Below are 12413 nucleotides of genomic sequence, written 5' to 3'. Positions count from 1 at the left end.
CGCGGTCATCGGTGTGTCGGCTGAGCGGAGCGCTTGAGCGGCTCCCACCAGGAGCGGTTGTGCCGGTACCAGGCGACCGTCTCGGCCAGCCCGGCCACGAAATCGTGCCGTGGACGGTAGCCGAGCTCGTCCCTGGCCTTGTCGTCGGCGACCGCGTAGCGCCTGTCGTGCCCCTTGCGGTCCGCGACGTGGCGTACGCGGCTCCAGTCGGCGTCGCAGGCGTCGAGCAGACGGCCGGTCAGCTCCCGGTTGGTCAGCGCCGTGCCGCCGCCGATGTTGTAGATCTCGCCGGGGCGTCCCTTGGTGCGCACCAGCTCCACGCCGCGGCAGTGGTCCTCCACGTGCAGCCAGTCGCGCACGTTGAGCCCGTCGCCGTACAGCGGCACGTCCTCGCCGTCGAGCAGATTGGTGATGAACAGCGGGATGACCTTCTCGGGGAACTGGCGGGGACCGTAGTTGTTGCTACACCGGGTGATGCGCACATCCAGCCCGTGGGTGCGGTGGTACGCGAGGGCGATCAGGTCCGACGCGGCCTTGGAAGCGGCGTAGGGCGAATTGGGGTCCAGGGGCGCGGTCTCGGGGCTGGTTCCGGTCGCGACGGAGCCGTAGACCTCGTCGGTGGACACATGGACGAAGCGCTCCACCTGGTGGCGCAGGGCGGCCTGAAGGAGTGTGTGGGTGCCCTCGACGTTGGTGCGCACGAAAGGGTCGGCGCCGTCGATGGAGCGGTCGACGTGGGATTCGGCGGCGAAGTGGACCACCTGGCCGGCCCGCGCCATCAGCGTGTCGACCAGACCGGCGTCGCAGATGTCACCGTGGACGAAGGTCAGCCGGGGATCGGCGGGTTCGAGGTTACTCAGCGTCCCGGCGTAGGTGAGCTTGTCCAGCACCGTGACACGCGACACGTCGGGGCCCCACTCCTGGCCGCCCCGCGCGAGGAGACTCCGCACATACGTGGACCCGATGAATCCCGCGGCACCCGTGACGAGGAGGTTCATATCTCCTCCAGAAAGCGCGCGGGCGGCAGGCCCTGCCGGTACGCGAGCGCACGGTCCATGACGTACTGGCCGTAGGGCGATGTGCTCATCCTGGCGCCGAGCGCGTGGCACTCGTCGGCTCCGATGAATCCCATGTACATGGCGATCTCCTCGACGCAGCCGAGCCGCGTGCCCTGACGGTGCTGAAGGTCGCGTACGAAGCGCCCCGCGTCCAGGAGGCTCTCGTGCGAGCCGGTGTCCAGCCATGTGACGCCCCTGCCGAGCCATACCAGCTCGGCCAGGCCGTCCTCCAGGTAGGCGCGCAGGACGTCCGTGATCTCCAGCTCGCCCCGGGCCGAGGGCACCAGGCGCTTGGCGACGTCGACGACGCCGCCGTCGAAGAAGTACAGGCCGGGGATGGCCAGATTCGACCGGGGCCGCTCCGGCTTCTCCTCGATGGACACCAGCCGGCCTCGGTCGTCGACCTCGGCGACGCCGAAGTGTCCGGGATCGGCGACCTCGTGACCGAACAGCACGCACCCGCGCAGCCTCTCCGCGCTGCGGCGGAGCAGTGTTGGCAGTTTCGCGCCGTGGAAGAGGTTGTCGCCCAGGATCAGCGCGCAGTCCTCACCGCGAATGTGGTCCGCGCCGACCCGGAAGGCGTCGGCGATCCCCCGCGGTTTCTCCTGAGAGGCATAACTGATGCTCAGTCCCAGATGCTTACCGTCTCCGAGGAGTTCTTGGAACATCGGCATTTCGGTGGGGCGGGTGATGACGAGGATCTCCCGGATGTCCGCGAACATGAGAACGGACAGCGGATAATAGATCATGGGCTTGTCGTAAACGGGAACCAGCTGCTTCGACCCCACCAAGGTAAGAGGGTGCAGCCGTGTCCCATTTCCTCCCGCGAGAATGATACCCTTCATCATGGAATCCTGACGACGCCGAAATATCACCACGGCATTGTGGTTCCATCACATCGTCACTCACCCGCCTAAAGCTCGGCTAACATCGAACCGATTATCGCGCCACAGGGGAGCCGGAAAACGGCGGCCGAGGCGTAAGATCCACTTAAGAGGCATCGATAGCATATTGGGACGAGGCGAGCGAGATCGGTTGCCCACGGCAACCGGTGAGGAGACGGTAGCCATGCGCGTCCTGTTCGTCACATTCCCCTGGAAAACCCACCTCTATCTCACTGTGCCCATGGCCTGGGCGCTGCGCACCGCGGGCCACGATGTCCATGTCGCGAGCAGTCCCGAGTTCACCGACGTCATCACCGGAACAGGACTGACTGCGGTAGCTGTCGGATCGGGCCCGCCCCTCCAGGAAAAGGGAGACAGGATTATCCAGCGGGCTGCCCAGAGCGGCATGGTGTTACCCAAAATCGAATACGGCCGTGAGGAACAGCTCTCCTGGGAGAACCTGAAGGCGTTCCACACCGTCTTCGCCATGATCATCGAGGCCTCGAATGATTCGATGATCGAGGACCTGGTGGATTACTGCCGCTGGTGGAAGCCCGATCTGGTGGTCTGGGAATCGATGAGCTACGCCGGCTCGGTCGCTGCCGCCGCGGTGGGAGTGCCGCACGCGCGGATGCACCTCGCCATCGATGTGGGAACCCAGCTGCGCCAACGCTTTCTGACGCTGCGGGCGCAGCAGGCGCCGGAGGACCGCGACGACCCGGTAGAAGAATGGATGAGCAAGTGGGCATCGAAGTACGGCTTTGATGCCTCGGAAGAACTGTTGACGGGCCAGTTCACGATCGATCAGATGCCGGATTCGATAAGGTCGGCAAGCGACCTGCGGAACGTTTCCGTTCGCTACGTCCCGCACAACGGCCCTTCCGTGGTGCCGCACTGGATTCACCACGAGCCAGAAGCGCCGCGCATCCTTGCCACATTCGGGGTGAGCATGTGGAGCGTGGCCGGGAGCCAGCCTGTTCCCGTCGGCCAGATCCAAGAAATGCTGGACTCGGTGGCCGACCTGGACATCGAGCTGGTGCTGACACTCTCCGAGAGTATTCAGCAAAAACTCAAGCGGGTACCCGAGAACACGAAAATCGTTGATTTCGTGCCCCTGCACGCCATCATCTCCTCATGTTCCGCCGTGATGCACCACGGTGGGGTCCCGGCTTTCTGCGGCGCACTGGCGCACGGAGTCCCGCAGCTCATGGTCAGCCTCACCGCTCAGGACGCCCGGGTGCGAGGCCAACGTCTTGAGGAAGCCCGGGCCGGGCTGTGGATTCCGCCCGAGGACATGACCGGGCCGAGGGTCCGGGAGGACCTGGTCCGGCTGCTGGAGGATCCATCGTTCCGGTCCGGAGCCGAGCGGCTCCGTCAGGAGATGCTGGCTCAGCCATCCCCCAATGACGTGGTCCCCGAACTGGAGAAGCTGGCGGCCGAGTACGCCCCTCGTTGAGAGGCATCGGCCCGGAGCCGGTACCGACGTGACAGCCCGCATCCCGGCGCACCGACCCACTCGGCGCGCCGGGATGCGGCGTTCTGGTCAGGACTTCCCGAACTCATTGGTGATCAGGTCGAAGATCTCCTCCGCCGTCGCCGTCTCCAGGTCGTGGTGGGACCCGGCGGCGGGGGCCGGATCGGCCCACTTGTCGGCCAGCAGCCGCAACCGTGCGGCGATCCGGGAGCGGGCGGCCTCGTCCACGGCGTCCGGTGCGTGGGCGACATCCCAACCGTCGAGTTCCGACATGACCCGCTGTTCGCCTGAGGCCGCGTCGGTGACGAGCAGCCCGTGCAGATGGCGGGCGAGTTCCTCGGCCGATGGGTAGTCGAACAGAACGGTCGTGGGCAGGTGCAGCGCGGTGCTGGCGTTGAGCCGGTCGCGCAGCTGGACGGCGTTGAGCGAGTCGAAGCCCAACTCCTGGAAGGGCTTGGTGGGCGGGACGTCGTCCGCGGCGGCGTGGCCGAGGACGCCGGCCGCATGTGCCTGTACGTGCCGTACGAGGATGTGGTGCTGCTCGGCCGGTGCGCTGCCGGCGAGCTTCCGCCTGAGCTGGTCCGTCTCCTCGGGCGCCGGCCGCGGTTCCTCCTTGCGCGCCTCGGCGGCCTCGGGGAGTTCACCCAGCAGGGGGCTGGGGCGCAGCGCGGTGAAACTCTCCAGGAAACGCCGCCAGTCAACAGCGGCGACCACGGCGTTCTCCCGGCGTTCGGCCACCTGCTGCAGGGAGGCGACGGCCAGCCGGGGGTCGAGGGGATAGAGGCCGCGGCGGCGGAAGAAGTCGACGTCGTCGGCCGCGGTAGCCATGCCCACCTCACCCCACAGCCCCCAGGCCACCGACGTGGCGGGCAGGCCGAGTCCGCGGCGGTGATCGGCGAGCGCGTCCAGGTAGGCGTTGGCGGCGGCGTAGGCGGACTGCCCCCCGCTGCCCCAGGCCGCGGAGACCGAGGAGAACAGGATGAACGCGGAAAGGTCCAGGGCTTGCGTCAGCTCGTGGAGGTGCCGGGCCGCGAGCGCCTTCGGTTCGAGCAGCCGATTCAGGTGCGCGGTGTCCGCGTCGGCGATGGCGTCGTGCTCGCTGACGCCTGCGGCGTGGATGACGGTGGACAGCGGGTGCTCGGCGGGGATCGCGTCCAGGATGCCGCGCATGGCTTCGCGGTCGGCCGCGTCGCAGGCGGCCATGGTCACCGTGGCGCCCAAGCCGCGCAGTTCCGCGGCCAGTTCCTCCGCACCGGGCGCGTCGGGGCCGCGGCGGCTGGTGAGAACCAGGTGGGCGGCGCCATGTTCGGCCGCCCACCGGGCCAGCCGTCCGCCGATGCCACCGGTGCCACCGGTGATCAGCACGGTGCCCTGGGGCCGCCAGTCCCGGCTGGGCCTGGCGTGCCCGGTGGGGGTGCGGACGAGGCGGCGTGCCAGCACCCCGGTGGCCCGGATCGCCGTCTGGTCCTCGGGCTGGGCTCCCGCCGGTGCGCCGGCCAGCACGGCCGCCAGTCGAGCCGGGGTCCGCTGGTCGGGGTCGGTCGGCAGGTCCACCAGGCCGCCCCACCGCTGGGAATGTTCGAGCGCGGCGACCCGGCCCAGCCCCCAGCTCTGCGCCTGGAGAGGATGGGGCAGCGGGTCGTCCTGCCCGGTGGACACCGCCCCTTGGGTGAGGCACCACAGCGGCACGGTGATGTCCGAGTCGCCGAGCGCCTGGATGGCGGTCATGGTGGCGGCGAGCCCGGCGGGCACGGCCGGATGATCGGGATGGGGACCTTCGTCGAGGGCCAGCAGGCTGAGCACGCCGATGGGAGCGGTCGACGACGAGGTTTCGAAGCGCAGGGCGGTCAGGCGTTCGGCGAGCGCCTGACGGCCGGTGACGGAGTCGACGGGGCAGGTTGTGGCGTCGGCGCCGTGCTCGGTCAGGGCCTGGATCGCCGTCCGCACCGCCGGGTGGTTCTCGTGGCCGGCGGGGACGAGCAGCAGCCAGGTGCCGCTCATCGTCGGCCGGTCGGGCTCGGGCAGCCGCGTCCACTGGATCCGGTGGAGCCACGACTCCAGGGTGGCGCGTTCGCGGTGGCGGCGGCGCCAGGTGGACAGCACGGGCAGGGCCGGCCGCAGTGCCTCGATGTCCTCGGCGGAGGGGGCGCCCTTGGCGTCGCCGTCAGGCTCCAGCACCCGCGCGAGAGTCTCTACGTCGTGGTCCTCGATGGCTTCCCACAGCTCGGCCTCGACCGGATCCTGCGAACCGTCGCCACCGGCCGGGCGGGCCGGGGCCAGCCAGTAGCGGTCGCGTTGGAAGGAGTAAGTGGGCAGGTCGACGGTGGGCGGTGTGGCCGGGTGGGTGAACCAGGGGCTCCAGTCGACGGGGGTGTGGGTGTGGAGACGGGCGAGGGAGTGGGCCAGGGCCTGGGTGTCGGGCTGGGTGCGGGTCAGAGTCGGGATCAGCAGGGGTGCGGTGGCCCGGGGGGCGTCCCGCAGGGTGTCGAGGGTGTCCTGGGCCGGGGGTATGAGGACGGGGTCGGGGCCGATTTCGAGGTAGACGGCGGTGTGGGGGGCGGCGTGGGTGATGGCCGGGTGGAAGTGGACGGGTTGGCGGACGTGGCGCACCCAGTAATCGGGGGTGGCGATGTCCTCGCCGGCCGGCTGTCCGGTCAGATTGCTGATCAGGGGGATGAACGGTCGGTGGAAGGTCAGGTCGGCGATGGCGTCACGGAAGCCGTCGAGGGCTGGTTCCACGAGTGAGGAGTGGAAGGCGTGGCTGACGGTGAGTGCCTTGGCTTTGCGGCCGCGTTCCTTCCAGGCCGCGCCGACCTTGTCCACCAGCTGCGCCGGTCCCGAGATGACGGTGCTGGTGGGGGCGTTGAGGGCGGCGATGCTGACCTGGCCGTCATAGGGGGCGAGAGCTTCGGCGACCTCGTCGGCGGTGGCTTCGAGGGCGGTCATGGCGCCGCCGGGCGGCAGGGCGCCGAGTGCGGTGGCGCGGGCGGCGACGAGGCGGCAGGCGTCTTCCAGGGAGAACACTCCGGCCACGTGTGCGGCGGCGACTTCGCCGATGGAGTGTCCGATCACGGCGTCGGGCCGCACGCCGCAGGCGTGCAGCAGCCGTGCCAGCGCCACCTGCACCGCGAACAACCCGGTCTGCGTGTAGGTGGTGTGGTGGACGAGGTCGGCGGTTTCCTCGTCGGTGGCGAGGACGATGTCGCGCAGCGGGTGGTCCAGCTGCGGATCGAGCAGCGCGCACGCCTCGTCGAAGGCCTCGGCGAAGACCGGGAAACGCTCGTACAGTTCGGCCCCCATGCCCGGCCGCTGGCTCCCCTGCCCGGAGAAGAGGAACACCTGCCACCCGGGGGGCGGCGCCGCGGCCGTGGACCGTACCAGTGCCGGATGGTCCTCCCCGGCCGCCAGCGCGGCCAGGCCCGCCCGCAGGGTGCCGGCATCCCGGCCCGTGATCACCGCCCGGTCGGCGAACGTCGCGCGCGTGGTCGCCAGCGACCAGCCAACCGCCTCCTGCTCGCCGCCGACGGCCGTCGCGTCGAGTAGCCGCCGGGCCTGGCCGCGCAGCGCCTTCGCGCCGCGTGCCGACACCACCCACGGCGTGACCCGGTCTGCCGGCCGTTCGGCGGCCGCGCCGGGGGGAGGTTCGGGTGCCTCCTCCAGGATCAGGTGCGCGTTGGTCCCCGAGAATCCGAAGGAGGACACGCCCGCCCTCCGGGGCTGCGCGGCGCGCGGCCACGCGACGGCCTCCCGGAGCAGGCTCAGAGCGCCGTTGTCCCAGTCCACGTGGGGGTTGGGCGAACCGATGTGCAGGGAGCTCGGCAGCATCTCGTGACGCAGTGCCATGACCATCTTGATCACGCCCGCGGCACCGGCGGCCATCTGGGTATGGCCGATGTTGGACTTGATCGACCCCAGCCACACCGGCCGCCCCTCCGGCCGGTTCTGGCCGTAGGTGGCCAGCAGCGCCTGGGCCTCGATGGGGTCGCCGAGGCTGGTGCCCGTCCCGTGCGCCTCGACCGCGTCCACATCCGCAGGCGCAAGGCGGGCGTTGGCCAGCGCCTGCTGGATGACGCGCTGCTGCGACGGACCGTTCGGCGCCGTCAAACCGTTACTGGCACCGTCCTCGTTGACGGCGGTGCCGCGGACGACCGCCAGCACCCGGTGCCCGTTGCGGCGGGCGTCCGACAGACGCTCCAGCAGGACGACTCCGGCGCCCTCCGCGAGGGTCATGCCGTCGGCGTCCGCCGAGAAGGGCTTCGAACGCCCGTCCGGGGCCACGGCGCGCATCTCGCTGAAGCCGACCAGCGGTGCCGGTGAGGACATGACGCAAACCCCGCCGGCCAGCGCCAGCGTCACCTCTCCCTGCCGAAGCGCCTGGCACGCCAGGTGGATCGCGACCAGGGACGAGGAGCATGCGGTGTCCAGCGTGACCGCGGCGCCTTCCAGGCCGAGGGTGTACGCGACCCGCCCGGCCACCACGCTCGGCGAGTTGCCGGTCGTCAGATGGGCCGCGGCGCCCTCGGGCACCTGGAGGGAGTTGAGGAAGTAGTCGAGGCCGTCGCAGCCGAGGTAGGTACCGGTGGCGCTGCCCTGCAACGTGTGCGGGTCGATGCGGGCGTGCTCGATCGCCTCCCAGGTCACCTCCAGCGCCAGCCGCTGCTGCGGGGCCATCGTGACCGCCTCGCGCGGACCGATCCCGAAGAATCCGGCGTCGAACTGATCGGCGTCGTAGAGAAATCCACCCCCGCGCACGTAGCTGGTGCCCGGGTGGTCGGGATCGGGATCGTAGAGCGCTCCGAGATCCCAGCCTCGGTCGGTGGGCAGGCTCCCGATGCCCTCACGGCCCGCGGCGACCAGGTCCCACAGGTCGTCGGGGGAGCTGACACCGCCGGGGAACCGGCAGCCGACGCCGATGATCGCGACGGGCTCGTGTTGGGCGTACTCGACGTCCTTGAGCCGGCGCTGGGCCTCGCGCAGGTCGGCCGTCACGCGCTTGAGGTAGTCGAGGAGCTTCGTCTCGTCATTCGCCATGTCAGGGCCTCTCCGATGCCGGCTTGTCCACGGTGCCCGCCAGGTCGAGCAGGTCGCCGGCCACCCGCGCGGGGTGATCCGCGTGGACGTTGTGGTCGGCGCCGACGTACCAGCGGGGATCCGCCTGCGGGAGGGCCGCCTCGACCTCCGCCACCCACTTCCGCGCCAGGTCGCTCAGCATGGGGACGTGCACGGGCAGGGTGCTGCACAGCATCACGGGCACCGTGATGCCGGGGTACCAGCGGGCGGGCGGGTCCGCCCACATGCTCTCCAGGATCGACAGCAGCTTCTCCAGCGGCAGCCGCGGGACGAGCAGCCCGTCCGGCCCTTCGGCCAGGTCGGCGAGGGTTGCCTCGACAGCGGCCGCCGACCAGGTCGGGTGAAGGCCGCGCAGGGTTTCTCGCAGGGTCGCAGCGGTCATCCCGGAAACCTGGGAGTGTGACCGCCCGACCATCTCCACGACCTTCTCCCGGGCGGGGCCGCCCTGGGAGGTGTCGACCATGCTGATCCAGCCGCCGTCCACCAGCGCGAGGCCGTCGGCCAACTCGGGGTGTTCGGCCGCGAGCCGCACCGCGAGGTTCCCGCCCCAGGAGTGTCCGGCGAGCAGCGCCCCGGTCAGCCGCAGCTCGCGACAGACGGTGACCAGATCCGCCGTGGCGGTCGCGTTGTCGTACCCGTGCTCCGGCAGGTCGGAGTCACCATGCCCACGCATGTCGAGCGCGTAGACGGGATGGCCGGCGGCCGCCAGCCGGTCGGCGACGTCGTCCCACATCCGGGCGTTGGACCTCAGCCCGTGGAGCAGCAGGAACGGCCGGCCGTCGCCGCCCGGCCGGTGCCGCACCCTCAACGTCACTCCGTGGTCCACGGCAACGGACAGCTTCATGACGGAAATCCCATGCCTCCTGGAGATAGGACAAGACGGGTGTCCGGTCGCACCGGGTGTCCAAGCGCCCTGACGAGCCCTAGGCCGCGTCCGCTTCGTAGGCCTCCGCCAGGAACTTGCCCAGCAGGGTGGGGGTGGGGTGCTCGACGATCGCGACGAGGGGGGCTTCGACCCCGGTGTCGTTCATCAGGCTCTTGGACAGTTGCAGGGCCCGCAGCGAGGTCAGACCGTTCTCCACGAAGTTGCTCTCCTCGTCCAGTTCCGGAGCTTCGAGGATCTCGGCGGCATGGCGGAGCACCAGCCCTCGCAGGAGCTGCTGGCGCTCCTCCGGCGTCGCGGTTGCGAGCTGCTCGGCCAGCGCGGGGTCGCTGGTTGACTCTTCGATGGGTTCCACAGCTGTACCTTTCTCGGTGTCGTGTCGGGCCAACGGGAGTACCTGCCGAGGTGCGGGGCGGGTTAATCGATCACGCCCTTCGCGGCGTTGCCGGACGGCTTGAGCCCCACCATCTCCAGCTCGTCCGGGCGGAATGGCGGTTCGACGAGCTCCGGGTACTTGGTGTCGGTCTGCAGCAGCGACAGGAAGTGGGAGTCGCCCAAGGCCTTCTGCGGCGTATTCAGGCTGAGCACGCTGGTGGCGACCTCGCTGACCTTCGGCGAGCGGATCGACCTGTCGGCGACGAAGTCGGAGAACCTCAGCCGTTCCGGGGTGTCCGGGTCGGTCAGTCGCGGGTCATTGGTGCGGATGCGGCAGTTGACGTACTGGATGTCCTTGAGCCCGGCCATGATCCACGGGTCGTCGACCACCTCGCTCAACGCCTGTTGGACCTGCCGGGTGCCGCCCTCGCCGAACGCGCCACCCGCCAGCTTCACGTCCAGGGCCTCGGCGGCGCGCGCGGCCGTGCTCATGCCGTGGCCGTAGACGGGATTGAACGCCGCCAGCGAGTCGCCGATAACGAGCAGGCCTTCCGGCCACTGCGCCATGCGCTCGGGGTAAAGGCGCTGGTTGGCTCCCGAGTGCGAGGGGAAGATCGGGCTGATGGGCTCGGCCACGCCGATGAGGTCGCTGACGATCGGGTGCCGCAGCATCTTGGCGAAGCCCGTGAACTCGTCCTCCTGGGTGGGCAGCGGGGCGCCACGCGTACTGGTGAGGGTGACCAGCCAGCGGCCGCCCTCCTGGGGGTAGACCACACCGAAGCGGCCAGGGTGCCGGGTGCGGTGGTCGGCGGCGACCATGACCGCGGGGAAGGTGCTGCTCACGCCTTCGGGCGCCTTGAACATGCGCGTCGCGTAGCCGACACCGGCGTCGACCACGTCCTGCTCGACGGCCGACAGGCCGAGCCCCGCCAGCCAGCGGCCCAGGCGCGAGGCCCGCCCTGTGGCGTCCACCACCAGGTCTGCCTCCAGCGGCCTGGGCTCGCCGCCGTCCGCGTCACGCACCAGCACTCCGGAGACCCTGGAGTGGTCCCCGGCCAGGCCGACGACCTCGGTGCCCTGCTTCACCTCGATACGGCCGCTGGACAGGATCGCGTCACGAACCACCCAGTCGAGCAGGGGACGCGTGCACATCATGGCGTATGTGGTGGCCGGGAAGCGGTACTGCCAGCCCGAGGCCGTCAGGGTCACCAGGTCACGGTGCCAGCCGATCTGGCGGGCACCGGCTGCCAGCAGCCGTTTGATGGTGCCCGGCAGCAGGTTCTCGACGATGCTCGCGCCGCTGGACCAGAGTATGTGGACGTGGCGGGCCTGTGGTTGACCCCTACGGTGGTGGGGCCCATCGGGAAGGGTGTCACGCTCCACCACGGTCACGGATTCCAGATGACGGGCCAGCACATGGGCGGTCAGCATGCCGGCCCATCCGCCGCCCAGAACGACGGCACGTGTCGGTGTGGTCATGGCACGGAAGTCCTTCCGAAACGGGCTCGCCTGATATGGCATTCGTCTTTCACCTTGGACACCGTCACGAGGGTGTCCCAAGGGGCTTAAGTGCGCCTTGCCGTTTCCGACCGCTCCTCGGTGCCGGGCGACGGTCAGCGGTCTGTGTCGGGCGCGGTGTCCCCAAAGGTCGTGTCCGTGATCCCCCAGAAGCCCTGGATGTGAACGCCCAGGCCGTCCTCGTTCAGTTCACAGACGGTGATCATGCGCATGCGCATCTTTTCCGGCACAAAGATCCGCGCGTCCCCACGGATCACCACGAACCGTCCGTCCATCGAGGAGACGGGCCGTCCCAGGATCTCGTTCACCTTGCCCGCCGAGCCGTGGGCCACGTGTTTGGCCAAGGCGTCCTTGCCACGCAGCTTCATGCGCCCCACCGGGTCCTCGAAGACGACATCGTCCGAGAACAGGGCGACGGTCCCGGCCACATCGCCCGACTCCAGCCGCCGGGCGTAGGTGTACGGCAGCTGCCGCAGAGCCGCCTCGTCGGGAGAAATGGACTCGGGACCGCGGAAGGACCCCGCCGCACCGTCGGCCGACGTCTCGATGTCGGGCCGGCCCCAGAACGCCCGCATGTCCTCGATGAGGCCGAACTCGCCGACGCGGAGCAGCAGCGCGTAGTGACAGCGCAGGCCGGACGGGACCGCGGCCTCCGGCGCGGGCAGCCAGCCACGATCGACGTACACCGGGCCGCGGGGCCGGTAGTCCATGACCGCGGTGATCCGGGACAGCACATGCGCGCCGTCCTGCCCGACCACCGTATCCTCGACGGTCTCGTCGGCATTCCCGGCCACCGCGGTCTCGAAGTGTGCGCGCAGCGCCTCGTGACCGGTCTGGCTGCCGGCGCCTACGGGGTCCTCGAACGTGGCGTCCTTCGCGTACAGCTCCAGGAGCGCGTCGACATCGCCCGCACTCAGGCGCCGGCTGTGTTCGTGTGCGATCTTCTTGCGGGTGCGCTCGTTGATCACCGTGTTCTCCCTGCTTCTCCGCATCGCCGAGACCAACGGAGCAGTGATATCGGAACGGGAATGGCAAGGGCTCATGTTTGCCGAATGCTCTTAAGCGGACCTACCCCGGCGGCTCGCGTCCCGCCTCGAGTGACAGGACTGCTTTAGAGGAATCGGCGATCGTCACCCGCAGATATCGGCCTG

Annotated in this window: 8 protein-coding genes; 1 reads left to right on the top strand and 7 read right to left on the bottom strand. The window is 69.8% G+C overall.

Going from position 1 to position 12413, the window contains the following annotated elements; translation table 11 throughout:
• Positions 1 to 5 precede the first annotated feature (5 nt).
• Positions 6 to 998, bottom strand: a complete 993-nt coding sequence (gene rfbB / locus ACWY4P_RS42875) for a dTDP-glucose 4,6-dehydratase (protein WP_456206237.1) — start codon at positions 996 to 998, stop codon at positions 6 to 8.
• The gene (gene rfbA, locus ACWY4P_RS42870; protein WP_456213251.1) at positions 995 to 1903 is read right to left on the bottom strand and encodes a glucose-1-phosphate thymidylyltransferase RfbA; all 909 of its coding nucleotides are present in this window, start codon (positions 1901 to 1903) and stop codon (positions 995 to 997) included. The genes rfbB and rfbA overlap by 4 nt, the downstream gene beginning before the upstream one ends.
• Before the next feature lie 223 nt (positions 1904 to 2126).
• Between rfbA and ACWY4P_RS42865 the strand changes: the two genes are divergently transcribed.
• Positions 2127 to 3398: an activator-dependent family glycosyltransferase gene (locus ACWY4P_RS42865; RefSeq protein WP_456206236.1), complete on the top strand. Its 1272-nt coding sequence runs from the start codon at positions 2127 to 2129 to the stop codon at positions 3396 to 3398.
• A gap of 87 nt (positions 3399 to 3485) precedes the next feature.
• Here ACWY4P_RS42865 and ACWY4P_RS42860 read toward each other — a convergent pair whose 3' ends face one another.
• The 5 genes from ACWY4P_RS42860 to ACWY4P_RS42840 form a co-directional block, all read right to left on the bottom strand.
• Positions 3486 to 8447: a type I polyketide synthase gene (locus ACWY4P_RS42860; protein ID WP_456206235.1), complete on the bottom strand. Its 4962-nt coding sequence runs from the start codon at positions 8445 to 8447 to the stop codon at positions 3486 to 3488.
• Position 8448: 1 nt separating this feature from the next.
• On the bottom strand, positions 8449 to 9330 hold the full coding sequence (locus tag ACWY4P_RS42855) for an alpha/beta fold hydrolase (RefSeq protein WP_456206234.1): 882 nt from the start codon (positions 9328 to 9330) through the stop codon (positions 8449 to 8451).
• A 79-nt stretch (positions 9331 to 9409) separates the two neighbouring features.
• Positions 9410 to 9724 (bottom strand): acyl carrier protein, encoded by a 315-nt coding sequence (locus tag ACWY4P_RS42850; RefSeq protein ID WP_456206233.1) that lies wholly within the window; start codon positions 9722 to 9724, stop codon positions 9410 to 9412.
• Positions 9725 to 9786: 62 nt separating this feature from the next.
• Entirely contained in the window at positions 9787 to 11223 is a 1437-nt protein-coding gene (locus ACWY4P_RS42845) for an NAD(P)/FAD-dependent oxidoreductase (RefSeq protein ID WP_456206232.1), read from the bottom strand.
• Between the two features lie 134 nt (positions 11224 to 11357).
• Positions 11358 to 12230: a nuclear transport factor 2 family protein gene (locus ACWY4P_RS42840; RefSeq protein ID WP_456206231.1), complete on the bottom strand. Its 873-nt coding sequence runs from the start codon at positions 12228 to 12230 to the stop codon at positions 11358 to 11360.
• Positions 12231 to 12413: the final 183 nt, after the last annotated feature.

It is taken from the genome of Streptomyces sp. LZ34 (assembly GCF_053890475.1).
Note: the sequence above shows the minus strand (reverse complement) of the source record. Positions and strands in the feature narration are given on the sequence as shown.

Coding starts and splice junctions, on each gene's coding strand:
- rfbA (WP_456213251.1), bottom strand. CDS start 1,903: ATGAAGGGTATCATTCTCGCGGGAGGAAATGGGACACGGCTGCACCCT.
- ACWY4P_RS42865 (WP_456206236.1), top strand. CDS start 2,127: ATGCGCGTCCTGTTCGTCACATTCCCCTGGAAAACCCACCTCTATCTC.
- rfbB (WP_456206237.1), bottom strand. CDS start 998: ATGAACCTCCTCGTCACGGGTGCCGCGGGATTCATCGGGTCCACGTAT.
- ACWY4P_RS42845 (WP_456206232.1), bottom strand. CDS start 11,223: ATGACCACACCGACACGTGCCGTCGTTCTGGGCGGCGGATGGGCCGGC.
- ACWY4P_RS42860 (WP_456206235.1), bottom strand. CDS start 8,447: ATGGCGAATGACGAGACGAAGCTCCTCGACTACCTCAAGCGCGTGACG.
- ACWY4P_RS42855 (WP_456206234.1), bottom strand. CDS start 9,330: ATGAAGCTGTCCGTTGCCGTGGACCACGGAGTGACGTTGAGGGTGCGG.